The organism is Actinomycetospora chlora (genome assembly GCF_039542135.1).
In the GTDB taxonomy this organism is placed as follows: domain Bacteria; phylum Actinomycetota; class Actinomycetes; order Mycobacteriales; family Pseudonocardiaceae; genus Actinomycetospora; species Actinomycetospora chlora.
Genome location: NZ_BAABHO010000003.1, coordinates 120568 through 144033, shown reverse-complemented (window position 1 = coordinate 144033; position 23466 = coordinate 120568). Strand labels below are relative to the sequence as shown.

The window sequence follows — 23466 nt, the reverse complement described above, 5'->3', positions numbered from 1 at the left end:
GCCCGCGATGAGCACCACCGGCTACGCCCCCGTCGGCGACCTGCAGATGTACTACGAGGTGCACGGCCCCGCCGACACGGCCGACACCGCCGGCACCGCCGGCGTGCCGCTCCTGCTGCTGCACGGGGGCCTGTTCGACATCGACCTGCAGTTCGGCGCCCTGCTGCCCGGGCTGTCCGCGGCCCGGCGGGTCGTCGCGACCGACTTCCAGGGCCACGGCCGCACGAACGACCTCGACCGCCCGCTGTCGGCCGCCGCGCTGGCCGGCGACGTCGTCGCGCTGCTGGCGCACCTCGGTCTCGAGCGCGTCGACGTCTTCGGCAACTCCATCGGCGGGGCGGTGGCCCTCCACCTGGCGGTGCACCACCCGGAGCTCGTGCGCAAGCTCGTCGTGTCGTCGGTGTCGTTCTCGCCCGACGGCATGCGGCCCCAGAACGCGGAGGCCGTCGGCGCGATGACCGTCGACATGATCGAGGGGACGCCGATGGCGGAGTCCTACCGCGCCAAGTCCCCGCACCCCGAGGGCCTGCAGGGCCTGCTCGACAAGCTCGGGTCGTTCGACGACGGCGGGGGTTTCACCGACGCGCAGATCGAGGGCATCGCCGCCCCGACGCTCATGACGGTGGGCGACTGCGACGCGGTGCGCCTCGACCACGCGCTGCGGTTCCTGCGCCTGCGCGGTGGCGACGTCAACGGCGACTTCGACGGCGTGCCCGCCTCGCAGCTCGCGGTCCTGCCGGGCACCACCCACTTCACCGGCCTCGCCCGCACCACCCTGGTGACCGACGTCGTGACCACGTTCCTCGACGTCGAGCCGGCACCGCCGATCGCCGGCTGAGGATCAACCCAGCAGCGCGGCGTGCAGCTCGCGGGTGCTCGCGCTGGGCGAGGCACCGAGCTGGTCGCGCAGGGTGCGCCGCACGTCCTCGTAGACGGCGAGCGCGGCGGCCCGGTCGCCCTGGGCGTCGAGGGCGCGCATGAGCAGCCGGTGACCGGTCTCGGCGAGCGGGTCGAGCTCGATGAGCGCCCGCGCGCTGCGCTCGGCGCCGGCGAGCTCGCCGGGACCGAGGTGCAGGCAGGCCTCCCCGTAGCAGGCGAGGACACGGCGGTGCTGGTGGGCGAGGTCCCGGCGCCGGTCCTCGCTCCAGGGGTCGTCGAAGTCGGAGAGGAACCCGCGCTGGGTGACGAACAGGGCGCTGAGCGCCTCGGTCCACACCCGCGGCCAGTCCTGCCGCGCGCTCGCCGACTCCGCGGCGTGCAGCGCGGCCTCGGCCACCGACGCGTCGACGATCCCGTCGGGCGGCAGGACGAGCTGGAGGCAGCGGCGGCCTCGGATCTCGGCCGGGTCCAGCGCGGTGCGGACCTTGGACAGGAGCGCGGAGAACGTCGCGGCGGCCCCGTCGCCCGGGGCGGCGGGACGCCAGAGCACGTCGATCAGCGTCGAGCGGTCGACGGCGCTGCGGGAGGAGAGCGCGAGCACCGCGACGAGCAGGCGGGCGCGCCGCCCGGGCAGGAGGTGCTCGACGGGGCGACCGTGGAGCGCGACGGCGAACCGTCCGTGGAGCTGGATCCGCACCGACGGTGGACCGTCGTGGTCGGACATGACGGTCTCCCCCCGGGGCGCGTGCCACGGGAGTCTAGTGCGGGGCGCGGGCCCGGTGGACCGTTCAGAGGGGACACGGCAACAAGCCCGCGACAAGGTTGCGGCAACGCGTCGGGCGACGGTGGCACCGTCGGACGAGCGGAGGAGGACCAGCGATGAACCAGGTGACGTGCGAGTGCGGCTACGAGGCGCGCGCGGGCGAGGAGGGCCAGGTCGTCGACCAGGTCCTCGCCCACGTCCGCCAGGACCACCCCGACCTCGTCGCCCAGGTGACGCCGGCGGTCGTGCGCGGGTGGATCGAGGTCGTGCCGGGCTAGCCGTCGGCGGCGCGGCGCCACTGCGCGGGCGTCACGCCGTAGGCCGCCTTGAAGGCGCGCCCGAAGTGCGAGGGGTCGGCGAAGCCCCAGCGCCGCCCGACCGTGGCCACGGCCTGGTGGGCGAGGCGCGCGTCGCGCAGGTCGCGGCGGGAGCCCTCGAGGCGCTGGTCGCGGATCGTGGCGTGCAGGCTCACCCCGGCGGCGGCGAGCACGGCGTAGAGGTGGCGGACCGAGACGTGGTGCGCGGCCGCGATGCGCTCCGCGCCGAGGTCGCGGTCGCCGAGGTGGTCGCGGACGTACTGCTGGACGCGGACGACGAGGGAGCCCTCCAGCGGCTCCCTCGCGTCCGCGCCGGCGTGGACCGCGAGCAGCGCGCGCACCAGCTCGATGCCCGGCGCGGCGACGAGGCGGGCGGCCTCCGGGTGGTCGAGGGCGTCGGAGGTGGCCAGCGTGCCGAAGAACGAGCCGACCGCGGCCGCGAGCGGGTTCTGCGCGCGCGTGATCCGAACCCCGAGCAGGGTGTCGAGGCGGCGCTGCGGCAGCGCCAGGGCCTCGCGCGGGATGCGGAAGTAGTGCAGCTCGGTCCGGGCACGGTTCTCCACCGTGTAGGGCCGGGTGCTGTCGTAGACGGTCATGTCGCCCGGGCGCAGCACGGCCTGGCCGCCCGCCTGCTCGACGACGGTGGTGCCCGCGACCTGGACGGCGAGGAAGAGCTGGGGGACGTGGTCCCGCCGCGCGAGTCCCGGGGTGCGGTGCAGGGCGTTCGCGCTGGAGCGGGCGGAGGAGAAGTTGACCGGCCCGGCCTGGCCGACTCGGAACTCGACCTCGATGTCCGCGGGGTCCGGCGCGAACGTCATGTCGACGGGCAGGACGCTCGTCGCGATGAGCTCGTGCAGGTGGTCGACGCGCTCGGCCGCCGGGACGTCGGCGATGCTCAGCGACAGCGGCACGTGGTCACCTCGTGACGGGACGTGGAGATCGGGGACCGCGACCCGCCTCCGGGGCCGTGTCCTGCAGGAACAGCACACCGGCGTGCACCACCAGTCCACCGCGGACACCGCGGGATGTCCATGGTCGAGCCGTCCCCACGGTTCGACGCAGGAGCCCGCCCATGACCGAGACACCCCTCGCCCCCACCCCCGGTGAGCAGGAGGAGATCGACCGCGCGAACGCGTCGGGCAAGCAGCCCGTCGTGTTCGTCCACGGTCTCTGGTTGCTCGACTCCAGCTGGGACCGGTGGGCCGCGCTGTTCGAGGACGCCGGCTACGTGGCCGTGACCCCGGGGTGGCCGGACGACCCGCTCTCGGTCGAGGAGGCCCACGCGAACCCGGACGTCTTCGCGGGCAAGAGCGTCGGCGACGTCGCCGCGTACCAGCAGATGATCATCAAGCGTCTCGACCGGAAGCCCGCGCTCGTCGGGCACTCGTTCGGCGGCGTGCTCGTGCAGATCCTCGCGGGGCGGGGCCTGTCCGCGGCGACCTGCGCGATCGACCCGGCGCCGTCGCGCGGCGTGCTCCCGCTGCCGCTCGCGGCGCTGAAGGCGGCCGGTCCGGTGCTCGCGAACCCCGCCAACCGGCACCGCGCGGTCACGCTGACCTTCGACCAGTTCCGCTACGGGTTCGCCAACGCCGTGCCCGAGGAGGAGGCCCGCGAGCTGTACGACCAGTACCACGTCGCGGGGTCCGGCATCCCGCTGTTCCAGGCGGCGTTCGCCAACATCAACCCGAACACCGAGGCCAAGGCCGCGAAGACCGGCGACGACCGCGGCCCGATGCTCGTCGTCTCGGGCGAGCTGGACCACCAGGCCCCGCACGCCATCGCCTACGCCACCTACGAGGCGCAGCAGCGCAACGCGCACTTCCCGACCGAGTTCACCGAGATGCCCGGGCGCGGCCACTCCCTCACGATCGACTCGGGCTGGGAGGAGGTGGCCCGCGTCTGCCTGGACTTCGTCGGGCGGTTCGTGAAGTAGACGCGCGACCGCCCCGGAGCGACGGACGCTCCGGGGCGGTCGGTTCCTCGACGGGCGACGTCAGCGCGCCGGGCCGCCCGGGCGGGTCGGCGGCGCGACGGGCTCCGTGGCGCCCGGGTGCACCTCGCCCGCGCCGGCGGTGTGCGCCCCGCCGCCGTACGGGTCGGCGGCCGGCATGCCCTGCGGCGGCGTCGGGCCGGCGCGGTCGACCCGCGTCGCCGGGTCCGCCGGGTACTGCTGGGTGGCCTGGCCGTCGCCGGCCAGGCCGTTCGGCGCGTACGCCCGGGCGTCGGCCTCGGCGCGCTCGCGGCCCGCCTGCAGGTCGCTGCGGACCTGACCGGACTGCTGCTGGGCGCGGCGGTAGCCGGAGTCGATGAGGTCCTTCGCGGCGTCGCGGCCGCCGAGACCGAACGCGATCGCCGAGCCGAGCGCGATCGCGCCGATGAGCGCGATGTAGGTCGCGGTCACGATCGTCTGCGCGATGCCGAGCTGGTTGAGGATCATGAACACGGCGATGGCCATGACCAGCGTCGGGGCGGCGCTGCGCACGACGCGCCCGGAGGGCGTGTCGCCCATCGTGCGGTGCACCAGGCCACCGACGGCCGCGGCGACGGCCGCGGCGACCAGGAAGATCAGCACCGCCGCGAGCACGTTCGGCAGGTAGGACAGCACCAGGTTCACGAACCCGGTGACGGCGGGGATGTTGAGCGTCCCGACCGCCGAGACGATCACGAAGACCAGCAGCACCCACTGGACGACCAGCCCGACGAGCTTCGCGGGGCTGTTGTCGGGTGAGAAGCGCGCGACGTACTCGCCGCCGCGACCGTGGGTGAGCCGCTCGTCGAGGCGCACCCGGCGCAGCAGCTTGGTGATCCCGGCCCGGATCAGGCGGGCGATGACGTAGCCGATCAGCAGGACCAGCAGCGCGCCGATCACGTTCGGCACGTAGTTCAGCAGGGTGGTGAACGCGTTCTGCAGGCTCTGCAGGACGTCGAAGCCACCGCCCCCGGATGGTGCGGGCATCAGCCCTCCTCATTCGGTGACACTCCGTCGTGAGGCCGCCGTGGTGCCCGATCCGCCGCGCCGACTAACCGCGCCGTCGCCCGATCGTCGGCGGGCACGACCGGGTACCAGCGGCGCCATGCGCGCTCTCGTCCGCCTGCTGTCCGCCCTGCTCGTGGTCCGCCACGTCGCCCGCACCCCCGACGACGCCGCCGTCGTCCGGCGGTACTCGGACGCCCCGCCGGACCGCGCCGCGGCGGTGCCCGGCGGCCGGGCGGCGTCGCCGGAGCAGGTGCCGGCGCGCGGCTGGTGGCAGATCCTGCGGCGCGCGTTCGCCGAGGGCAGCAAGGACAACGTGAGCATGCTCGCCGGCGGCGTCGCGTTCTTCGGCTTCCTCGCGATCATCCCGGCGCTCATCGCCCTCGTGTCGCTCTACGGGCTCGTCGCCGACCCGGCCCAGGTCGCCGCGACGCTGGAGAGCCTGAGCTCGGCGCTCCCGGCCAGCGCCCAGAGCCTCGTGGCCGACCAGATCGGCTCGGTCGTGAGCGCGGGCACCGGCAGTCTCACCACCGGGCTCGTGATCTCGGTGCTCGCGGCGCTGTTCAGCGCGTCCAGCGGCACCCAGAACCTCATGGCCGCGATCAACATCGCCTACGACGAGACCGAGGGGCGTGGCGCGGTGAAGCTCCGCGCGCTGGCGCTCGCGCTCACCGCCGGCGCGATCGTCTTCGTCGTCGTGGCCGTCGCGCTCGTCGCCGTCGCCCCGGTGCTGCTCGACGGTCTCGGCACGGCGGGCCAGGTGGTCGGGGGGATCGGTCGGTGGGTGCTGCTCGTCGTGCTCGTCACCGTCGGGCTCGCCGTCGTCTACCGCGTCGCGCCCGACCGCGACGCGCCGCGCTTCCGCTGGGTCACGCCGGGCTCGATCACGGCCACCGTGCTCTGGGTCCTCGGCAGCGTCGTGTTCAGCGTCTACGTCGACAACTTCGGCAGCTACAACAAGACCTACGGCGCGCTGGCCGGCGTCGTGGTCTTCCTGCTGTGGATGTACCTGACCAGCTACATCGTCCTGCTCGGTGCCGAGATCAACTCGGAGGCGGAGTACCAGACCGAGGCGGACACCACCCGCGGGCGGGCCGAGCCGATGGGCGTGCGCGGCGCCGCCAAGGCCGACGACGCGGTGGCCGCCTGAGCCGCCGTCACGCCGGGAAGAGCGGCACGAGCGACGGGTCGTTGAACGAGGTGATGAGGGCGATCCGGTCGCCGGCCGTCGTGAGCACCTGGACGCCGTAGGGGACACCGGCCCCCGTCCGCACGACGAGGGCCGGTGCGCCGTTGGCGCGCGTCGGCGACATCGTCCAGCGCCCGCGGCCCAGGACGCGGGCGCGGAGGAAGCCGACCACGGCGTCGCGCCCGCTGAACCACGTCGGGATCGGCGGCATCTCGAGCTCGACGTCGGCGCGCAGCAGCCCGACGAGCGCGGCGGTGTCGGCGCGGACGAAGGCGTCCACGTACGCGTCGAGCAGGGCCCGTTCGGTGGGCGCGTCGGGCTCGGCGAGGTCGTCGGCCGCCGGCGCGGCCTCGGCGAGGTGCCGGCGCGCGCGGCGCAGGGCGCTGTCGACGGCCTCGCGCGTCGTCCCGAGCATCGACGCCACCTCCGCGCCGGGGAAGCCGAGGACGTCGCGCAGCGTCAGCACGGCGCGCTGGCGCGCGGGCAGGAGCTGCAGCGCCGCGACGAACGCGAGCCGCACGCCGGCCCGGGACGCGACGACCGCGGCGGGGTCGACCAGCGCGTCCGGCACCGGCTGGAGCCACGGGACCGACGGGTCGCGCCCGGCCACGGCGACGCGGTGGTCGTCGGCCGGCGGGCCGAGGCCGCACGGCAGCGCCCGCCGGGGGCGCGCCGCCAGCGCCGAGAGGCACGCGCTCGTCGCGATGGCGTGGAGCCAGCGGCGCACCGACGACCGTCCCTCGAACCCGCCGAAGCCGCGCCAGGCCCGCGTGTAGGTCTCCTGGACGAGGTCCTCGGCGTCCTGCACCGAGCCCACCATGCGGTAGCAGTGCGCGAACAGCTCCCGCCGGAACGGGGCGGTCAGTGCGTCGAACCCGACGTCGTCGGGGGTCGCGGTGGACGTGCTCACCCGAGCACGCTCGCACCCGCGCCGCCCACGCGGTACTCCGCCGCGGCGCCCGGGTCGCCCGCGATCGCGAGCACCGTCGCGGCGATCTGCTCGGGTGCCAGCACGGGCTCCAGCCCCGCGGCGAACGTCGCGGGGTCCACGCCCTGCCGCGCCGCGTAGCCCTCGACGGCGAGCGCGCCGAGCCCCGTCCGCGGGGTGAGCTGGGGGAGCAGGGCGTGGAACCGCAGGTCGAGTCCGGCGCGCTGCGCCTCGTCGCGGGCGTAGCCGGTGAGGAAGCGGATCGTCGCCTTGGCGCCCGCGTAACCGCCCGACAGCGGCGAGCCCGCGAGCGCCGCGCCGCTGGAGACGGCGACGACGACACCGCCGGGCGACATCGGCACGCGCAGCGCGGCCCGCAGCCACGCGAAGGCGTGGTGCACGTCGGTCTCCCACGGCGCCCGGAACGCGTCCCAGGTCTGGTCGGCGAGGCCGGCGAGGTGGGGCGTCGCCCCCGCGTTGAGCACCAGCAGCCCCGGCTTGCGGTCGGCGACCACCTGCTCGGCGACCGCCTCGTCGGTCGCGTCCGCGGGGAGCGGGACGAAGGCGTCGCCGAGCTCGTGGTGGAGCGACTCGAGGTCGGCGGCCGTGCGGGCGATCCCGACGACCTCGGTGCCGGCCGTGACGAGGGCCGTGGCGACGGCGCGGCCGAAGCCGCGTCCGGCGCCGGTGACGACGGCGTTCATGGTGACCTCCGTGGTGTGGGTGTGCCCCCGTCGAGACCGGAGTCGCGGCGCCGATCCGTCGGAACCGAGCAGTGACCTGGGTCACTCCGTGAGACTTGGCCCTCGTCGTGAGAGCTCACTTGCACGAAGTCCTCGACGGGGTCTAGCGTCGTTCGTGCGAGTTCACTCTCACGAGAGGTGGTGGCCATGGCCGAGGTGTCGGTCGTCGGGCCCGACGACGGCGAGGTCACGCTGACGAGCCCGGTGCGCATGCGGATCCTCGAGGACGGCCGGAGCACCGAGCACCGCCTCGGGCTCGGGGAGATCACCGTGGAGCCGCACACCGACGGGCCGGCCCAGCACCGGCACGCCCAGCACGACGAGGGCTTCTACGTCGTCTCCGGCACGGCCCGGTTCAGCGTGGGGGAGACGAGCGTCGACGCCGGTCCGCGCACCCTCGTGATGGTCCCGACGGGCGCGCCGCACACGTTCGCCAACCCGGGCGACGAGCCCGCGGTCATCCTCAACACCTTCACCCCCGACCTCTACGTCCAGTACTTCCGCGATCTGCGGGCGATGGTCGAGGGCGGGCAGGAGATGACCGGCGAGGCGGTCGCCGGCGTCATGGCGCGGTACGCGACGGAGCCGGCGACGGAGTACGCGGCGCCCGCGGCCGAGGTCGTGCTCGCCGACGGGCTGCGGCTGCACGTCGACGACGTCGGCGCCGGGCGGCCCGTCCTGCTGCTGCACGGCGGCGGCGGGCCCGCGTCCGTGGCGGGGCTGTCGGCGGTGCTCACCGGCCTCGGCCTGCGGGTGCTCACGCCGACCATCCCCGGCTTCGACGGCACCGACCGTCCCGCCGGCCTGCGCAGCGTCGACGACCTCGCCCGCACCTACCGGCGCCTGCTCGACGACCTCGACCTCACCGACGTCACCGTCGTCGGCAGCTCCGTCGGCGGCTGGGTGGCGGCGCGGATGGCGCTGGAGGAGCGGGTGCACGCGACCCGCCGGGTGCGCGACGTGGTCCTGGTGAACGCCGTGGGCATCGCGGTGCCCGGGCACCCGATCACGGACGTCTCGGGGCTGCCGCTCGACCGGCTCGCCGACCTCAGCTACCACGACCCGGACCGGTTCCGCGTCGATCCGGCGTCGCTCCCGGCCGCGCGGCGGGCAGCGATGGCGGCGAACGCGGCGGTGTTCGCGACCTACGCCGGCGACCCGTACATGCACGACCCGGCGCTGCTCGGCGAGCTGGGCGACGTCGACGTGCCGGCGCTCGTGGTGTGGGGCGAGAGCGACGGCATCGTCGACGTCGCCTACGGCCGCGCCTACGCCGACGCCCTGGGCGCGGAGCTCGTCACCGTCCCGGGGACCGGGCACCTGCCCTTCGTGGAGCGGCCCGAGGCGGTCCGCGACGTCCTCGCGCCGGTGCTGCGGTGACCGGGCGCGTCGCGCAGAAGGAGCGCACGCGGACGGCGATCGTCGCCGCGGCGCGGGAGCTGGCCGACACCGGCGGCGAGGTCACCATGCCCGCGGTCGCCGCGGCCGCGCGGGTCTCCGAGGCCACGGCCTACCGCTACTTCCCCGACCTCGTGTCCCTGCTCGGCGAGGCGATCCGGCGCGAGGGCGCGGCCGAGGCCCTGGCCGCCGTCGCCGGCAGCGACGACCCGGTGGCGCGCGTCGCCGCGGCCGCCGAGGTGCTGGCCCGCGACGTGCTGCGCCGCCGCGGGGCCGTGCGGGCGGTGCTCGCCGGCGTCATCACCCGGCCCGAGGTCGCCGGCCTGCGTCCGGGGTACCGCTTCGAGCTCCTCGAGGTCGCGCTCGCTCCCTGGTGGGGCCGGGTGGACGACCTCGTGCAGGACCTGGCGGTGGTCGTCAGCGCCGAGGCCGTGCTGACCCTGCTCGACCTGTGCCACCTCGACGACGAGGCGACCGTGGCCGGCATCGTCCGGCCGGCGCGGACCCTCACCCGCGCGGCCTTCGCCTCACGAGAGGCACGCTCCGCAGGTCACGGTGGCCCTGGCGCCTGCTGAACGTGCTCCTCGCCTCCGCCGCGTCGGGCCGCGCGGAGCTGGGGGTCGAGGGGGAGCGTCGTGTCGACCGCGAGGTGCGGCACGGGCGGTGGGACGTCCGGGCGCATCCGGGCGACGAAGGCGTCGAACGCCGCGAGCTTGCCCGCGTCCTGCGGACGGCCGCGGGCCTCGAGCCGCCGGCGCAGGGTGGCGGCGTCGCACGAGGCCCAGACGAGGCGGACGGGCTCACCGCCCAGCTCGCCGACCCACGCCGCCCACCGCTCCGGGTCGCGGATCGCGCCGGTGAACGGGGCACACAACAGCACCGGGCACCCGCGCTCGCGGACCTCGCGCGCGACGGCGGTCATGCCCGCGTACTCGTGCACCTTGACGTGCTCGTCGTACCAGGGGCCCTCGCGCTCGCCGTCCGGCCGGCCCGCCGCCGCGAGGGTGGCGCCGACGAACCCGCCGTAGAGGGTGTCCTTGTCCAGCAGCGCCGGCACCGGCCCGCCCAGGTCGCCGAGCACGGCGAGCAGCCGGTCGGCCACGGTGCTCTTGCCCGCGCCGGGTGCCCCGGCCACCACCCAGACGTCGGCCCGCACCACGCAGACATCGTGCACGACCCCGGAGTGCGCGAGGATCGGCGCCGTCCGTTCCCTCGACCGACGGGAAGCCGATGCGCTACGACGACGACGCCCAGCTCGACGCCTCCGAGGTGACCGACACCCGGGGGCAGGGCGGTGGCGGGCCGGCCGGCTTCGGGGGCGGCGGGGGCGGGATGGGCGGCGGCCTGCTGCCGCTGCTCATCGGGCTGCTGTTCCGCGGGCGCAGCGGCAAGGTCAGCTGGGTCCTCATCGTCGTGGTGGTGATCGGCTTCCTCGCGTTCACGTTCCTCGGCGGCGGGACCGGGTCGTCGGGCTCCTCGGTGGCGGGGGCCTTCGGCGAGCCGGGCGGGCCGGCCCGTGCCGGGACGTCGGAGCTCGCGAGCGAGTGCCGCACCGGCCGGGACGCGAACACCAACCCCGACTGCGCGATCGTCGCGGACATCAACTCCATCCAGGCGTACTGGGCCGGCGGCGGCTACGCGACCGTGGCGCGCACCGTGCGCGGGGCGCAGCCGCGCTACACGAACATCGACACCGTGTTCTTCACCGGCTCGGTCAACACCCGCTGCGGCAGCGCCGACTCCAGCGCGGGGCCCTTCTACTGCCCGGGCGACGACCTCGTCTACATCGACCTGAGCTTCTACGACCAGCTCCGCCAGCAGTTCGGCGCGCAGGGCGGCGGGCTGACCAACGCCTACGTGCTCGCCCACGAGTACGGCCACCACGTCCAGGACCTCCTCGGCACGGAGGCCGCGGTGCGCACGCGTCAGGGGGCGAGCTCGGACTCGGTGCGCCTCGAGCTGCAGGCCGACTGCTACGCGGGCGTCTGGATGAACCACGCCGCCCAGCCGGCGAACGGTCGCCCGGCGTTCATCACCGAGGTCTCCCAGGCGGACCTCGACGGCGCGGTCGACGCCGCCCAGCGCATCGGCGACGACTACATCCAGGGCCGGCTCGGCGGCGGCACCGTCGACCCGGACTCGTTCACCCACGGCACGTCGGCCCAGCGCAAGAAGTGGCTGACCACCGGCTACACCACGGGCGACCCGACCCGCTGCGACACGTTCCGCACCAACGACCTGGGGTGATCGCTCGCGGGTCGACGACGTCGGACGGCCGGGCCGTTGCCTCCGGCGACCCCGCTCGTTCTCCCGGGTGACGGCGCAGTCGGGCGTTCTCACCTCGAGGGGTCGATATGGGACACCACAGCAGGGGCCGGTCGCCCCGCGCCGCCGGATCGCACCGCGCCGAGCGGGCCGGGGCGGTCGCCCGGGAGCCGGGCTCGCCCGTGGATCCCGTCCCGGCGACCGGTGTCGGCGACCGCGACCTCGCGGACCTGGCCGACGCCGCCCGCACGGCCCGCCGCACCGGCTGGCCCTTCGGCTCCGAGGTCCTGGCCTCGGCCGACACCCGGCCGTCGGCGGTGCCGTCGCTGCCCACCACCCCGACCGAGCAGCCGCCCGCCGGCCCGCGCCCGCGCCGCTACGCCACCTCCCAGCCGACCGCGCCGTTCGAGGCCGTCCGCTCGGCCTGACGCGCTCCGCCGGGTCTGGTGCCCGCGGGACCGGAGGGCGAGAGTGGCCGTCGTGGTGGGGACGACCGTACGGACGATCGACTGGGACGAGGGCGACGCGGCGACCGGCCCAGCCGTGGCCGTGATCGACCAGCGCGCGCTGCCGGGCACGTTCCGGGTGCGGCGCCTGGCGACCGTCGACGCCCTGGTGGACGCCGTCGCGGACCTCACCGTGCGGGGTGCCCCGGCGCTGGGCGCGGCCGGCGCGCTGGGCGTCGCGCTCGCCGTCCGGCGCCACCCCGACGACGCCGACCGGGTGCGGGCCGAGGCCGAGCGGGTCGCCGCGGTCCGCCCCACCGCGGTGAACCTGCGCCGTGGTGTCGAGCGGGCGCTGGCACGGCTCGACGACGGCCCCGGCGCGGTGGTCGCCGAGGCGTGCGCCCTGCTCGACGAGGACGAGGCCACCAACCGCCGCCTCGGCCACCGCACCGCCGACCTCGTCACGCAGCTGTGCGGCGACCGCCCGCTGCGGCTGCTGACCCACTGCAACTCCGGCGCCCTCGCCGCGGTGACGTGGGGGACCGGGCTGGGCGCGATCCGCGAGCTCGCGGCGCGCGGGCAGGTCGCCGAGGTCCTCGCCTGCGAGACGCGCCCCCTGCTGCAGGGCGCACGGCTGACCGTCTGGGAGCTGGCGCAGATGGGCGTGGCGCACCGCCTGCTGGTCGACGCGGCCGCCGCGTCGGCGATGGCGCGGGGGCTGGTCGACGCGGTCGTCGTCGGCGCCGACCGGATCGCCGCCAACGGCGACACCGCGAACAAGATCGGCACGTACGCGCTGGCCTGCGCGGCCGCCCACCACGGCATCCCGGTGCTGGTCGTCGCGCCCGAGTCGACGGTCGACCACACCACCGCGTCCGGGGCCGGCATCGTCGTGGAGGAGCGCGCGCCCGACGAGGTGCGCGCCGTCGCGGGCGTCCCGGTCGCCCCGCCGGACACCCCCGTCTACAACCCCGCCTTCGACGTCACGCCGGCGGCGCTGCTCGCGGCGGTGGTGACCGAGTCGGCGACCTTCCGCCACGGCGCCTGGGCACGGGCGGCGCTGCCCGCGTGAGGGGATGGGCGTGAGGGGATGATGGCCGCGATGGCCGGCCTCCCGCACACCGCCCTCCCGCACGTGACCCTCAACGACGGCACCGCGATCCCGCAGCTCGGCGTCGGGGTGTACCGCGTGCCCGACGCCGAGACCGCGGACCTGGTCGCCGCGGCGCTGGACCTGGGTTACCGCCACGTCGACACCGCGCAGCAGTACGGCAACGAGGCGGGCGTCGGCCGGGGCCTGCGCGCGGCCGGGGTCGACCGCGACGACGTGTGGATCACCACGAAGCTCGACGACGACCACCACACGCCCGACGCCGCCGTCGCCGCCCTCGAGGGCAGCCTCGAGCGTCTCGGCACCGACCACGTCGACCTCTACCTCGTCCACCGCCCCGGGCCCGACGCCGACGCGGACGCCGAGACCTGGCGGGCGATGGCGGCCCTGCGGGCCGACGGACGCGTGCGCTCGATCGGTGTATCCAACTTCGACCGCCGCCGCATCGACCACCTGGTGCGCACGACCGGTGTGGTGCCGTCGGTGAACCAGATCCGGTGCAACCCGCGCCTCCCGCGTCGCGGGACGCGCCGCCACCTCCGCCGCCGCGGCATCGCGACCGAGGCGCACGGTCCCCTGCGCGAGGGGCGGCTCACCGAGCACCCCGTCGCGCGGCAGGTCGCCGCGCAGGTCGGGCGCACGCCGGCGCAGGTCGTGCTCCGCTGGCACCTGCAGCAGGGCACGATCGTCTTCCCCAAGTCGGCGGACCCGCAGCGCCTGCGCGAGAACCTCGACATCGCCGACTTCACGCTCTCGCGCCGCGAGGTGCTCGCGCTCAGCAGCATGCGCCGCTGGCTCTGAGCAGCGTCTACCCGCCCTCGCCGGCCGCCCGCTCCTGCAGGGCGTGCCGCCCGGCCTCGATGAGCGGGGCGGCCTCCCGCAGCTGCCGGCGCGTCTCGACCCGGACCATGATCTCGCCGCAGACGCCGATGAGCAGGCCCCAGGACGCCGCCACGAACAGCCACGTCCCGGCCCGCGTCAGCTCCGGGGAGAGGAAGAACAGGCTGCCGACGACGAAGCAGAAGTTGCCGACGAGCCCGATCCCGAGGTGGACCCAGGGCATGTCGTGCGCGGTGCGGCTGATGTGGCGCAGGTAGAGGAAGAGCAGCATCCCGGCACGGTCGCCGCGACGGCGCCGCCCGGGCTCACCCGCGGCGGGTGAGGACGGCCCCGAGCGTCGCCGCGAGGGCCGCGTCGAGGACGTCGAGCCCGTGGTGGAGCTCGTCTTCGGTGATCGTCAGCGGTGGGGCCATCCGCACGACCCCACCCAGCCCGGCGAGCTGGACGATGTTGACGTGCAGCCCGCGGCGGCGGCAGTCCTCGGTCAGCCCGCCGATCAGCTCGGGCGCCGGGGTGCGGCTGTCCTTGTCCCGCACCAGCTCGATGCCCTGCAGCAGCCCGCGGCCGCGCACGTCGCCGACCTCGGCGTACCGGTCGCGCATCCCCGCGAGCCGGTCGTGCATCTGCTCGCCGAGCCGCCGGGCGCGCTCGACGAGGCCGTCGCGGGCCACGACGCGCAGCACGGTGTGGGCCACCGACGCGGCGAGGGGGTCGGAGACGTGCGTCGTGTAGAAGAGGAAGCCGTGCTCGTGGCAGGCCTGCTCGATCTCCGGTGAGGTGACGACGGCCGCGACCGGCAGCCCCGCCCCGAGCGTCTTCGACAGCGTCAGGACGTCCGGCGCGACGCCGTCGCGCTCGAACGCGTACATCGTCCCGGTGCGCCCGAGCCCGGTCTGGGCCTCGTCGAGCACGAGCAGCATGCCCCGCTCGGCGCACTTCTCCCGCAGCCGCGCGAGGTAGCCCGGCGGGAGTTCCACGATGCCGCCGGACGACAGGATCGGCTCGACGAGGCAGGCGGCGAGGCTGCCCGTCGACTGCCGGTCGACCGCGTCGAACCCGAACTCCAGCTCCGTCTCCCAGTCGTGGCTGCCGTCGGCGTGGCGGAAGGGCGAGCGGTAGGCGTCCGGGGTCGGCAGGGCGAGGTTGCCGGGGATGGTCGGGCCGTAGCCGCGCCGCCCGGCGGAGAACGTCGCGGCCGCCGCGCCGGAGGTCATGCCGTGCCACGAGCGGTCGAACGACACGACCTCGTAGCGGCCCGTGGCGAGCTTGGCCATCTTGAGGGCGGCCTCGTTCGACTCCGCCCCGGTGGTGACGAGCAGGACCTTCGACAGCGGCGCGGGCAGGGTGCCGGCGAGGGCCGCGGCGCAGTCGAGCAGCGGCGGGCTGAGCATGCCGCTGTGCAGGTGGTCCAGCGTCGCCGCGGCCTGCGCGACCGTCTCGACGATCTCGGGGTGACCGTGCCCGAGCAGCGCGCTCATCTGGCCGGACGTGAAGTCCAGCAGCTCCGCGCCCCCGCGGGTGACCACCCACGAGCCCCGCGCCCGCTCGACGAGGTCCGGGGCGAAGGGGACGCCGTAGCGGATCAGGTGCTCGGGGGGCGCGGGGTCGGGAGCGCTCACGGTCGCTCCGGCTCAGCCGTCGTCGTCACCGTCGCCGTCACCCTGCTGGGGTGCCTGCTGGGGTGCCTGCTGCTGGGGCTGCGGCGCCACCTGCCCCGGCTGTCCCGGCGCCGGGACCACCTGGCTGATCGAGGGCGGGGCGGCCGGGCCCTGCGGGCCGTCGTCGTCATCGTCGCCGCCCGCCACGTCGCGGTAGGTGAACACCAGCACGAGGCCGACGATCGCGGCGAGCACCGCGAGCCCGGCCCCGACGCGGTCCTTCGTGGTCATCGCCGTGCGCGTCTCAGTCATCGAGCGGGACCCCTCCGAAGGACACCAGGCTGGTGACGAAGTAGATGACGTAGAGCCCGAGCAGGACGAAGCCGTGCCAGCGCAGCAGCCGTCCGCTCGAGAGGAAGAGCGCCGAGATCAGCGTCAGCACCACCAGCGCGGGCAGGTGCCAGACCAGGACGCTGTGGTCGACGGTGATCGCGCCGCCGACGAGCAGGATGATCCCGAGCTTGCCGGTCACCGAGAACACGACGCTGCCGACGACGTTGGCCATCGCGATCTCGGGCGCGCCGCGGCGCTGGGGCTCGGCCGTGAGGAAGATGTCCTCGAGCGAGAGCGCGAGCGTCGCGATGGTGACGCCGAAGACGGTGCCGTCGATCGCGAACTCGTCGAGGACGCCCTCGGTGCCCTGACCCGCGACGACGGCGCCGACCACGAGGCCGATCAGCGCCATGACCGCGAACAGGACCGTGACGACCGGTGACTTGGCCCGGGCCTTGAGGAAGCCCTGGTCGACCTTCAGGTCGTCCGGGAGCTCGAAGTGGTGCCCACCGGACCCGGTGCCGGTGCCGGAGCCGGTGCTCCCGCCGGCCGGCGGCGCGCCGCCACCGTCCCCCGCGAGCGTGGCCGTCCCGCCGCCGACGCCGGCACCGACCTTGATGTCGTCGATCTGCTCGTAGAGCTCGGCGTTGCGCCACACCGGGCGGCGCGAGGAGTACTCGCGGTAGGCGACCCAGCCGACGAAGGCCACGAACAGCAGCAGCAGCACGATGCCGGTGACCAGCGTGAGGACGCCCGCCAGCGCCAGCGCGTACATGACCACCGGCGCCGCCACGAACAGCACGAGGTAGCTCGCCGGCACGTCCACGGGCGTGGGCGCGACGATGGCGGCGATGGCCAGCACCACCCCCGTCATGGCCACGGTCGTCCCGATCACCGTGCCGAGGGCGACGTTGCTGAGGTCCTCGAGGTTCAGCACGATGCCGAACGCGAGGTCGTCGAACTCGATGCCGGTGAACACCACGGCGACGAGGAACAGCGAGATCGCCCAGCGGCTCGCGACGCCGACGAGGTACCCGATCAGCTTCTCGGCGCTGTAGACGAGCACCGCGATGCCGAGGACGAATTCGATGATCGGGATCACAAGATTGCCCCCACGCCGATGTCGGAACGGATTGCGCCGAACACCGATGGTGATCGGGACCATCCGCTCGTGCAACGGGTTGACACCCTTCCCGGGGACCGATAGAAGCGGCCCGGTGAGCGCGCCGAACCCGGACGAACCGCAGGTCACGACGGCCGAGCGGGAGGTCGCGGCCGACGCGGCCACGATCTTCGAGATGATCGCCGACCCGGCCCGCCAGCCCGCGTGGGACGGCGGCGACAACCTCGCCGAGGCCGCCCCCGGACAGCGCGTGCACGCTGTCGGTGACGTGTTCACGATGCGGCTGACGATGGGCGCGGAGCGCGAGAACCACGTCGTCGAGTTCACCGAGGGCCGCCGGATCGCCTGGCGCCCCGCGGAGCCCGGCGCCGCGCCGCCCGGCCACCTGTGGCGCTGGGAGCTCGAGCCGCGCGGCGAGGGACGTACGCTCGTGCGGCACACCTACGACTGGACGCAGCTCACCGATCCGGGCCGGTTCCGCACCGCCCGGGCCACCACGACCGCGCGGCTCGCCGCCTCGCTGGACCGGCTCGCCGCGCAGGCCGAGGGCTGACTACCCGGCGTCGGGCAACCGCAGGGCCGGCAGCGACCGCTCGATCTGTTCGCGGTCGGGCTCGAGCCACGGCGGGAGCTTGAGGTGGCGGCCCAGCTCGAGCAGGGGCTCGTCGACGTCGAAGCCGGGCCGGTCGGTCGCGATCTCGAAGAGCACCCCGCCGGGCTCGCGGAAGTAGATCGACGTGAAGTACTGCCGGTCGAGGATCGGCGTGACGTGCAGCCCCGCGTCGACCAGCTCCCGGCGCCAGCGCTCCTGGGTCTCGCCGTCGGGCGCGCGGAACGCGACGTGGTGCACGGTCCCGCCGGCCTGCCGACCTTCCTGCCCGTCGGTGGTGGCGGCGACGTCGAGCACCGCGCCCGGCTGGTCGGCCATGGCGAACCGGGCGCGCTCGCCGCCGCCGCTCCCGTCCATCCCGAGCAGGCCGGTGAGCATCGAGGCCGTCGCGTCGAGCTCGCGCTCGGTCAGCGTCACCGAGTGCAGGCCGCGCACGGCGTGCTCGGCGGGCACCGCGGCGACGCCGTCCCACCCCGAGCGGGTGTCGCCGGGCGAGGCGACGAGGTCGATGACCAGCCCGTCCGGGTCGCGGAAGGTCAGGACCTCCTCGTGCCGCCCCGCGGTGTCCCGGTCGCGGGGCGCCGCGACCAGGTCGACGTCGTGCCCTGCGAGGTGGCGCTGCCACCAGCCCAGCGACTCCGGCGGCACGCTGAACGCGGTCGCCGTGGTCAGGCCCGTGCCCTGGCGGCCGGGCTCCACGTCGCGCCACGGGAAGAACGTCAGGATCGTGGACGGCCGGCCCGCCTCGTCGCCGTAGTAGAGGTGGTAGGTGCCGGGGTCGTCGAAGTTGACGGTGGTCTTCACCAGCCGCAGCCCGAGCACGCCCGTGTAGAAGTCCAGGTTGCGCTGCGGGTCGGAGGCGATGGCCGTGACGTGGTGCAGGCCGTGCGGGGCGATGGTGCTGGCGGCGTCGGTCACGGTGTCGGGGGTCGGCGTCACGCGCGCTCCTCAATCGCGGTCCGGGCGAGCACCGCGGCGAGCGCTCGCGCGAGGGCGCCCGCCGGGTCGTCGGGGACACCCGCCGTGCGCCAGGCGACGTGCTGGTCGGGGCGGACCAGCAGGGCCCCGGCGTCGGCGAGCCCGTCGGCCTCGCGTCGGGCCGCCCAGTCGCCGTACGGGTCCTCGACGGCGCACCCGGGCCCGACGAGCACGACGTCGACGGTCACGCCGGTGTCCGCGGCGACCGCGGCCGCCGCGTCGCGCCAGGCCTCCCCGCCGAGGCCGGTGAGCAGCGTGAACCGGCCGTCGCCGGTGAGGTCGAGCGTCGAGCGCTCGCGGCCGCCGACGGTGACCCACGCGTGGGGCAGCCGGGCGCCCGGGGCGGTGGTGGCGACGTGCTCGAGCGTCGCGTCGGCCGTGGCGGGCAGGGGATCCGGCCGCAGCCCCGCGTCGCCGTCGTCGGGGACGACCGCGCCGGAGACGTAGCGGTGGTTGAGCTCGAAGCCGTGGGCGTTGAACTCGTAGACCTTGAACCGGATCGCCTCGCGCAGCGCGCGCCGCTGCTTCTCGGCGTCGGGGTCGCTGCCGCGGCGGGCCGCCATGTTGGCCCGCATGCGGGCGGGGTCGTCGACGCCGGCGAGGCCCAGCGCCTCGAAGATGCGGGCGGTCTCACCGATCGACTGGTTGGCCCGGTCGACCACCCCGCGCCCGATCGGGGCCCGCTCGGCGCTGTACGAGTCGAGCAGTCCCGGCCCGGCGCGCCCGTCGAGCACGAAGGCGAGCTTCCAGGCGAGGTTGAACGAGTCCTGGATCGACGTGTTGGAGCCCAGGCCGTTCGACGGCGGGTGACGGTGGACGGCGTCGCCGCCGCAGAACACCCGGCCGGCGTCGTAGCGCTCGGCGGCCATGTGGTTCACCGTCCACGCGGAGCTGCCGAGGATCTCGACCTCGAGGTCGTCCACGCCGACGAGCCGGCGCACCAGATCCGTCGTGAACTCCTCGGAGAGGTCGGGCGGGCCGTCGGCGACGTCGTAGCCCCAGATCGTCAGCCACTCGTCCCACGGGCGGACCATCCGGACCACGCCCATCCCGATCCCGCCGATGTCCGAGCCGGGCTGCAGCACCCAGTACAGGACGCTCGGCCGGTGCGCGACGAGGTCCGAGAGGTCGGCCCGGAACAGGATGTTCAGCGACCCGGCGACACCCATCTCCCCGCGCATCGGCAGGCCCGCGTTCTCCGCGACGCGGCTGCGCCCGCCGTCGGCGCCGTACAGGTAGCGGGCGCGGATCTCGTAGGTGTCGTCGCGCAGCCGGTCCCGCACGGTGACGGTGACCCCGTCGGCGTCCTCGCGGTGGGACAGGTACTCGGTCTGGTAGCGCAGGGGCGTCCCGCGCCGCGTGGCCTCGGTGACGAGCACCGGCTCCATGAGGTTCTGCGGCATGTCGCACATGCGCGAGGGGCTGGCCAGGTCGTGCGCGGCCTGGACCAGCGGGTCGTTGCCCCACGACCGCAGCCGGCCGAGCTCCTCGCCCGCGATCGACGTGCAGAACGTCGTCGTGCCCATGAGGTGCTGCGGCGTCGCCTGCGCGACGACGCGGTCCTCGACGCCGAGGTCGCGCAGGACCTCCATCGTGCGCTGGTTGGTGATGTGCGCCCGCGGCTCGGTCGCCAGGGAGGCGTAGCGGGTGATGACGACGTGGTCGACGCCGTACGTGGCCAGCGCGAGGGCCATCGCGGCGCCGGCCGGGCCGGTGCCGACGACCAGGACGTCGGTCGTGAACGCGGGGGTCATGTGCTCAGAGAACCTGGTGGCCGTACATCTCGCCCAGCGGGTCGGCGATCAGCTCGATCCGGGCGCCGTCCGGGTCGCGGAAGTACACCGACACGCCGCTGTGCACCTCGTGCTCGACGCCGGCGTCGGCGAGGCGGGCGACCAGCTCCTCCCAGCGCTGCGGGTCGACGCTGATCGCCACGTGGTGCAGCCCGCCGAGCACCTCGGCGTAGGGCCCGACGTCGAGGCCGGGGAAGTCGAAGAACGCGAGCAGGTTGTCGTGCCCGATGTCGAAGAAGAAGTGCGACGAGCCGGGGTAGTCGCGGTTCTCGATCAACTCGGTGAGCGGGAAGCCGAGCACGCCCTGGTAGAAGCGCACGGTCCGCTCGACGTCGCTCGACACCAGGGCCGTGTGGTGCAGCCCCCGGGCCGTGGAGGCGGGGCGCTCGGCCGGCGGCTGCAGGTACGCGTCGCGGATGCGGGCGCGCTCGGCGTCGAGGGTCGTCGTGTCGGTCGCCATCGGGTCCTCCTCGTCAGTTGACGTGTCACCTACCTTGCTCACTGATGGATGATGTGTCAACCACTGGCGTACGATGGCGTCGTGACGGAGCCCCGGTGGCTGGACCAGCGCCAGCAACGTGCGTGGCGCGGCCACCTCGCGGTGGCGGCGCGGCTGCAGGCCGAGCTCAACCGGCGGCTGCAGGCGGACGCGGGCCTCTCGCTCGCGGACTTCGACGTGCTCGTGGCGCTGAGCGAGCGGGGTGACGGGGGAGCGCCGCTGCGCGTCACCGAGCTCGCCGAGGCCCTGCAGTGGGAGAAGAGCCGGCTGTCCCACCACCTCACGCGCATGCAGCGCCGGGGCCTGGTGGGTCGCGAGGACTGCCCGGACGACGCCCGCGGCGCCTTCGTCGTGCTCAGCCCCACCGGGCGGAGCGCGATCGAGCAGGCGGCGCCCGCGCACGTCGCGGCCGTCCGCGAGCTCGTGTTCGACGGGCTCGACGACGCGCAGGTGGACGCCTGGGCGGCGGTCTCCGACGCGGTCCTGGCCCGGATCGCCGACGCTCAGTCCGCGGGCTGATCCCCGGTGCCCGGGCGCGGGCGCGAGACCACGATCTGGGCGATGCCGATGATCAGCACAGCGATCGTCAGCAGCCGCTCGGCCGCCGGCAGCGGCCGGAACCAGCCGTAGACCTGGGTGGCGAGCGCGAACAGCTGCGCGAACAGCGGCAGCGCGATCGCCGGCCACCCGGTGATCTCCCGGGACGGCTGGGGGCCCGCAGGCAGGCGCGTCGAGCCGACGGCGAAGGCGAGCGCCCCGGCGCTCCAGAGGAAGTCGACGGGCCCCTCGTGAGACAACGCGTCGCTCGCGGCGAGGCTGTAGGTCGCGTCCGCGACGGTCATGCACGTGAGGCCGAGCCCGACCCACTTCCAGCTGCCGTGCAGCCGCCACGACATCAGCGGCAGCGTCCCGAGGAGCGCGCCGAGCAACAGGATGTCGCCCAGGGGGTAGGCCACGGTGACGGCCCGGCCGAGGGGGTCGATCGGCGCGGTCTCGAGCACCGGCTCGATGACGAGCAGGACGCCCGGGGTCGCCACGATGAGGGCCAGCACGAAGCCGTCGAGCCAGCGGTGCCAGGGGACGTCGATCACCCGGGCGCGGACCATGAGCACGAGCCCGGCCATGAACAGGGGATACGTGGCGAGGTAGAGCGGGTCGGTGGGGTTCGGGGTGGGGACGTCGACGCCGGCCGGGTAGAGCGCGGACCACAGCACCTCGGCGAGCCCGAACAGCAGCAGCGCCGCGGAGAAGCACCACCACGCCCCGCGGCTCGGGCTGCGGGGGACCCGGCGCCGCGCCCCGGCCGCGCAGATCGCGCTCGACGCCAGGATCAGCGTGCTGTGCAGCCAGTCGTCGATGACCGGGATGTCGGGCGCGTGGTCGCCGGCGCGGAGGTCGTGGACGGTCTCCACGGCCAGCCCGACGAGCAGCACGGCGGCGAGGACCCACCCGAGCCGGCCCCGCCGCGCCATCGGGCGACGGTACCGCGAGTGGGCGTGTCGTCAGCCCGCCGCGACGACCTCCGGCCGCGAGGTGACGGCACCGGCGGCGAGGCGCGCCATCGACTCGACGAGGCGGATGCCGGCCTCCTGGCTCGGCTGGTGCTCGGAGAGGACCGCGAGGAGCACCGGGTGGCCCCCGGCGGTCACGGCACCGACGGAGCCGACGATCCAGCGTCCGCCCGCGGTGTCCACGGGCACCCAGCCGTTCTTCAGCGCGGTCGTCGTCCCGGGGTCGGCGGCGGCGCTGACGCCCCAGCGCTGGTCGGCGGCGACGCGGGTCATGAGGTCGCGGGCGAACGCGCGGGAGTCGGCGTCGAGGGGGGAGGCGAGCGGCGGCGTGCCGGTCAGCGCGGCGAGCAGGCGCACCTGGTCCGACGCGGGGGTCGTGGTGCTGCCCCAGTGGTCGTCGAGCGTGGTGTGGCGCACCCCGAGGCGGCGGTTGGCGGCGGTCAGCGCCGGGATGCCGCCGAGGTCGCCCCACAGGCTCGTGGCCGCGGCGTTGTCGCTCTGCTGGATCATCCGGCCGGCGAGGTCCCGCGCGGCCGGGCCGAGGACGGTCTCGCCCTCCTGGCTCTGCAGCAGCAGCGTCTCGAGGATGTCGAGCTTGACCACGCTCGCCGTCGAGACGGGGTTGTCGGCGGCGTAGCCGAACGACCGCCCGGTCGCGGTGTCGAGGGCGGCGACGGACACGTGGCCCGCGGAGTCGCCCTGCACGAGCCGGTCGATGGCCGCCGTCGCGTCGCGGTCCACCGCGGCGGGATCGACGAGGGTGCGCCCGGGCGGTGGTGCCGGGGCGGCCACAGGGGGCGGCGGGGCCGGCCGTGTCCCCGGCTCGAGCGCCTGACTCGCCGTGACGACCAGCAGTCCCAGCACGGCCACGAGCAGCACGAGGCGGGCGACGCCCGCGCGCCGGCTCGGGGCCGGTCGGGCCGGGGCGGGCCGGGGCGGGGCGGGGTACGGCGCCGCCGTGACCGGCGCGGACGCGGCCTCGGCGGGCGGGCCCGTCCGCGGGACCGGTGTGGCGCGCGGGACGGTGGGCAGGTCCCGGGGTGCGGGGCCGGTGCTGCCGCTGCCGCCGCCGAAGGCCGCGCCCGGCTCGACGAGCCGGGTCTCGAGGACGCGGCGCCCGCGCTCGGTCCGGCGCCGGCGCGCCCGTCCCTCCCGCGGTGACGGTGCG

At 75.2% G+C, this 23466-nt stretch carries 27 protein-coding genes; 12 read left to right on the top strand and 15 right to left on the bottom strand.

From position 1 onward, the window contains the following. Positions 1 to 7 precede the first annotated feature (7 nt). Positions 8 to 838, top strand: coding sequence for an alpha/beta fold hydrolase (locus ABD994_RS02965; RefSeq protein ID WP_345410890.1), 831 nt, complete (start codon positions 8 to 10; stop codon positions 836 to 838). A 3-nt stretch (positions 839 to 841) separates the two neighbouring features. On the opposite strand, the gene ABD994_RS02960 is transcribed toward ABD994_RS02965, so the two are convergent. Further along, the gene (locus ABD994_RS02960) at positions 842 to 1603 is read right to left on the bottom strand and encodes an AfsR/SARP family transcriptional regulator (protein WP_345410888.1); all 762 of its coding nucleotides are present in this window, start codon (positions 1601 to 1603) and stop codon (positions 842 to 844) included. A gap of 155 nt (positions 1604 to 1758) precedes the next feature. Here ABD994_RS02960 and ABD994_RS02955 point away from each other — a divergent pair, with 155 nt between their 5' ends. Further along, positions 1759 to 1920, top strand: coding sequence for a DUF1059 domain-containing protein (locus ABD994_RS02955; protein ID WP_345410887.1), 162 nt, complete (start codon positions 1759 to 1761; stop codon positions 1918 to 1920). Here ABD994_RS02955 and ABD994_RS02950 read toward each other — a convergent pair. Then, the gene (locus ABD994_RS02950) at positions 1917 to 2870 is read right to left on the bottom strand and encodes an AraC-like ligand-binding domain-containing protein (protein WP_345410886.1); all 954 of its coding nucleotides are present in this window, start codon (positions 2868 to 2870) and stop codon (positions 1917 to 1919) included. The two genes, ABD994_RS02955 and ABD994_RS02950, sit on opposite strands and share 4 nt — an antisense overlap. A 161-nt stretch (positions 2871 to 3031) precedes the next feature. Between ABD994_RS02950 and ABD994_RS02945 the strand changes: the two genes are divergently transcribed. Continuing rightward, on the top strand, positions 3032 to 3892 hold the full coding sequence (locus tag ABD994_RS02945) for an alpha/beta hydrolase (protein ID WP_345410885.1): 861 nt from the start codon (positions 3032 to 3034) through the stop codon (positions 3890 to 3892). Positions 3893 to 3952: 60 nt separating this feature from the next. On the opposite strand, the gene ABD994_RS02940 is transcribed toward ABD994_RS02945, so the two are convergent. Beyond that, positions 3953 to 4915, bottom strand: coding sequence for a mechanosensitive ion channel family protein (locus ABD994_RS02940; protein ID WP_345410884.1), 963 nt, complete (start codon positions 4913 to 4915; stop codon positions 3953 to 3955). A gap of 118 nt (positions 4916 to 5033) precedes the next feature. Between ABD994_RS02940 and ABD994_RS02935 the strand changes: the two genes are divergently transcribed. Further along, positions 5034 to 6083 carry a YihY/virulence factor BrkB family protein gene (locus tag ABD994_RS02935; RefSeq protein ID WP_345410883.1) on the top strand — a complete coding sequence of 350 codons (1050 nt, stop codon included), beginning with the start codon at positions 5034 to 5036 and terminating at the stop codon, positions 6081 to 6083. A gap of 7 nt (positions 6084 to 6090) precedes the next feature. On the opposite strand, the gene ABD994_RS02930 is transcribed toward ABD994_RS02935, so the two are convergent. Together ABD994_RS02930 and ABD994_RS02925 are read right to left on the bottom strand one after the other, a co-directional pair. Next, positions 6091 to 7032, bottom strand: coding sequence for an RNA polymerase subunit sigma-70 (locus ABD994_RS02930; protein ID WP_345410882.1), 942 nt, complete (start codon positions 7030 to 7032; stop codon positions 6091 to 6093). Beyond that, on the bottom strand, positions 7029 to 7754 hold the full coding sequence (locus tag ABD994_RS02925) for an SDR family oxidoreductase (protein WP_345410881.1): 726 nt from the start codon (positions 7752 to 7754) through the stop codon (positions 7029 to 7031). The genes ABD994_RS02930 and ABD994_RS02925 overlap by 4 nt, the downstream gene beginning before the upstream one ends. 186 nt (positions 7755 to 7940) lie before the next feature. On the opposite strand from ABD994_RS02925, the gene ABD994_RS02920 reads away from it, so the two are divergent. Then, positions 7941 to 9173 carry an alpha/beta fold hydrolase gene (locus tag ABD994_RS02920; RefSeq protein WP_345410880.1) on the top strand — a complete coding sequence of 411 codons (1233 nt, stop codon included), beginning with the start codon at positions 7941 to 7943 and terminating at the stop codon, positions 9171 to 9173. Beyond that, a complete protein-coding gene (locus ABD994_RS02915; protein ID WP_345410879.1) occupies positions 9170 to 9766 on the top strand; it encodes a TetR/AcrR family transcriptional regulator in 597 nt (198 codons plus the stop codon). The genes ABD994_RS02920 and ABD994_RS02915 overlap by 4 nt, the downstream gene beginning before the upstream one ends. On the opposite strand, the gene ABD994_RS02910 is transcribed toward ABD994_RS02915, so the two are convergent. After that, on the bottom strand, positions 9742 to 10350 hold the full coding sequence (locus ABD994_RS02910; RefSeq protein ID WP_345410878.1) for a P-loop nucleotide/nucleoside kinase family protein: 609 nt from the start codon (positions 10348 to 10350) through the stop codon (positions 9742 to 9744). The two genes, ABD994_RS02915 and ABD994_RS02910, sit on opposite strands and share 25 nt — an antisense overlap. A 71-nt stretch (positions 10351 to 10421) precedes the next feature. Here ABD994_RS02910 and ypfJ point away from each other — a divergent pair, with 71 nt between their 5' ends. The 4 genes from ypfJ (at position 10422) to ABD994_RS02890 (ending at position 13814) form a co-directional block, all read left to right on the top strand. Beyond that, entirely contained in the window at positions 10422 to 11438 is a 1017-nt protein-coding gene (gene ypfJ / locus ABD994_RS02905; RefSeq protein ID WP_345410877.1) for a KPN_02809 family neutral zinc metallopeptidase, read from the top strand. Positions 11439 to 11638: 200 nt separating this feature from the next. Then, on the top strand, positions 11639 to 11884 hold the full coding sequence (locus tag ABD994_RS02900; protein WP_345410876.1) for a hypothetical protein: 246 nt from the start codon (positions 11639 to 11641) through the stop codon (positions 11882 to 11884). Positions 11885 to 11939: 55 nt separating this feature from the next. Continuing rightward, entirely contained in the window at positions 11940 to 12974 is a 1035-nt protein-coding gene (gene mtnA / locus ABD994_RS02895; RefSeq protein WP_425550008.1) for an S-methyl-5-thioribose-1-phosphate isomerase, read from the top strand. 30 nt (positions 12975 to 13004) lie between these two features. Continuing rightward, a complete protein-coding gene (locus tag ABD994_RS02890) occupies positions 13005 to 13814 on the top strand; it encodes an aldo/keto reductase (protein ID WP_345410874.1) in 810 nt (269 codons plus the stop codon). 7 nt (positions 13815 to 13821) lie between these two features. Here ABD994_RS02890 and ABD994_RS02885 read toward each other — a convergent pair whose 3' ends face one another. Genes ABD994_RS02885 through ABD994_RS02870 form a run of 4 tightly spaced genes read right to left on the bottom strand, consistent with a single transcriptional unit; the run spans position 13822 to position 16886 of the window. Continuing rightward, positions 13822 to 14124 carry a YrhK family protein gene (locus ABD994_RS02885; protein ID WP_345410873.1) on the bottom strand — a complete coding sequence of 101 codons (303 nt, stop codon included), beginning with the start codon at positions 14122 to 14124 and terminating at the stop codon, positions 13822 to 13824. 34 nt (positions 14125 to 14158) lie between these two features. Continuing rightward, entirely contained in the window at positions 14159 to 15472 is a 1314-nt protein-coding gene (locus tag ABD994_RS02880; RefSeq protein WP_345410872.1) for an aspartate aminotransferase family protein, read from the bottom strand. A gap of 12 nt (positions 15473 to 15484) precedes the next feature. Beyond that, a complete protein-coding gene (locus tag ABD994_RS02875) occupies positions 15485 to 15763 on the bottom strand; it encodes a hypothetical protein (protein WP_345410871.1) in 279 nt (92 codons plus the stop codon). After that, positions 15756 to 16886, bottom strand: a complete 1131-nt coding sequence (locus ABD994_RS02870; protein WP_345410870.1) for a sodium:calcium antiporter — start codon at positions 16884 to 16886, stop codon at positions 15756 to 15758. The genes ABD994_RS02875 and ABD994_RS02870 overlap by 8 nt, the downstream gene beginning before the upstream one ends. Positions 16887 to 17001: 115 nt before the next feature. Here ABD994_RS02870 and ABD994_RS02865 point away from each other — a divergent pair, with 115 nt between their 5' ends. Next, positions 17002 to 17460, top strand: a complete 459-nt coding sequence (locus tag ABD994_RS02865) for an SRPBCC family protein (RefSeq protein ID WP_345410868.1) — start codon at positions 17002 to 17004, stop codon at positions 17458 to 17460. Here the strand turns inward: ABD994_RS02865 and ABD994_RS02860 are convergent, their stop codons facing one another. From ABD994_RS02860 to ABD994_RS02850, 3 genes are read right to left on the bottom strand one after another with little or no spacing between them, the layout of a single operon-like run. After that, positions 17461 to 18456, bottom strand: coding sequence for a ring-cleaving dioxygenase (locus tag ABD994_RS02860; RefSeq protein ID WP_345410866.1), 996 nt, complete (start codon positions 18454 to 18456; stop codon positions 17461 to 17463). Beyond that, positions 18453 to 20249: an FAD-dependent oxidoreductase gene (locus ABD994_RS02855; protein ID WP_345410865.1), complete on the bottom strand. Its 1797-nt coding sequence runs from the start codon at positions 20247 to 20249 to the stop codon at positions 18453 to 18455. Before ABD994_RS02855 ends, ABD994_RS02860 begins: the two co-directional genes overlap by 4 nt. 4 nt (positions 20250 to 20253) lie before the next feature. Further along, entirely contained in the window at positions 20254 to 20748 is a 495-nt protein-coding gene (locus ABD994_RS02850) for a VOC family protein (RefSeq protein WP_345410864.1), read from the bottom strand. A 51-nt stretch (positions 20749 to 20799) separates the two neighbouring features. Here ABD994_RS02850 and ABD994_RS02845 point away from each other — a divergent pair, with 51 nt between their 5' ends. Beyond that, positions 20800 to 21306 carry a MarR family winged helix-turn-helix transcriptional regulator gene (locus ABD994_RS02845; RefSeq protein ID WP_345410949.1) on the top strand — a complete coding sequence of 169 codons (507 nt, stop codon included), beginning with the start codon at positions 20800 to 20802 and terminating at the stop codon, positions 21304 to 21306. On the opposite strand, the gene ABD994_RS02840 is transcribed toward ABD994_RS02845, so the two are convergent. Together ABD994_RS02840 and ABD994_RS02835 are read right to left on the bottom strand one after the other, a co-directional pair. After that, on the bottom strand, positions 21291 to 22259 hold the full coding sequence (locus tag ABD994_RS02840) for a hypothetical protein (RefSeq protein ID WP_345410863.1): 969 nt from the start codon (positions 22257 to 22259) through the stop codon (positions 21291 to 21293). The genes ABD994_RS02845 and ABD994_RS02840 overlap by 16 nt on opposite strands. Positions 22260 to 22289: 30 nt before the next feature. Beyond that, on the bottom strand, positions 22290 to 23466 hold a 1177-nt coding region (locus tag ABD994_RS02835; RefSeq protein WP_345410862.1), incomplete at its 5' end, for a serine hydrolase.

Coding starts and splice junctions, on each gene's coding strand:
- ABD994_RS02965 (WP_345410890.1), top strand. CDS start 8: ATGAGCACCACCGGCTACGCCCCCGTCGGCGACCTGCAGATGTACTAC.
- ABD994_RS02960 (WP_345410888.1), bottom strand. CDS start 1,603: ATGTCCGACCACGACGGTCCACCGTCGGTGCGGATCCAGCTCCACGGA.
- ABD994_RS02955 (WP_345410887.1), top strand. CDS start 1,759: ATGAACCAGGTGACGTGCGAGTGCGGCTACGAGGCGCGCGCGGGCGAG.
- ABD994_RS02945 (WP_345410885.1), top strand. CDS start 3,032: ATGACCGAGACACCCCTCGCCCCCACCCCCGGTGAGCAGGAGGAGATC.
- ABD994_RS02940 (WP_345410884.1), bottom strand. CDS start 4,915: ATGCCCGCACCATCCGGGGGCGGTGGCTTCGACGTCCTGCAGAGCCTG.
- ABD994_RS02935 (WP_345410883.1), top strand. CDS start 5,034: ATGCGCGCTCTCGTCCGCCTGCTGTCCGCCCTGCTCGTGGTCCGCCAC.
- ABD994_RS02925 (WP_345410881.1), bottom strand. CDS start 7,754: ATGAACGCCGTCGTCACCGGCGCCGGACGCGGCTTCGGCCGCGCCGTC.
- ABD994_RS02920 (WP_345410880.1), top strand. CDS start 7,941: ATGGCCGAGGTGTCGGTCGTCGGGCCCGACGACGGCGAGGTCACGCTG.
- ypfJ (WP_345410877.1), top strand. CDS start 10,422: ATGCGCTACGACGACGACGCCCAGCTCGACGCCTCCGAGGTGACCGAC.
- ABD994_RS02890 (WP_345410874.1), top strand. CDS start 13,005: ATGGCCGGCCTCCCGCACACCGCCCTCCCGCACGTGACCCTCAACGAC.
- ABD994_RS02885 (WP_345410873.1), bottom strand. CDS start 14,124: ATGCTGCTCTTCCTCTACCTGCGCCACATCAGCCGCACCGCGCACGAC.
- ABD994_RS02875 (WP_345410871.1), bottom strand. CDS start 15,763: ATGACTGAGACGCGCACGGCGATGACCACGAAGGACCGCGTCGGGGCC.
- ABD994_RS02855 (WP_345410865.1), bottom strand. CDS start 20,249: ATGACCCCCGCGTTCACGACCGACGTCCTGGTCGTCGGCACCGGCCCG.
- ABD994_RS02850 (WP_345410864.1), bottom strand. CDS start 20,748: ATGGCGACCGACACGACGACCCTCGACGCCGAGCGCGCCCGCATCCGC.
- ABD994_RS02845 (WP_345410949.1), top strand. CDS start 20,800: ATGTGTCAACCACTGGCGTACGATGGCGTCGTGACGGAGCCCCGGTGG.
- ABD994_RS02840 (WP_345410863.1), bottom strand. CDS start 22,259: ATGGCGCGGCGGGGCCGGCTCGGGTGGGTCCTCGCCGCCGTGCTGCTC.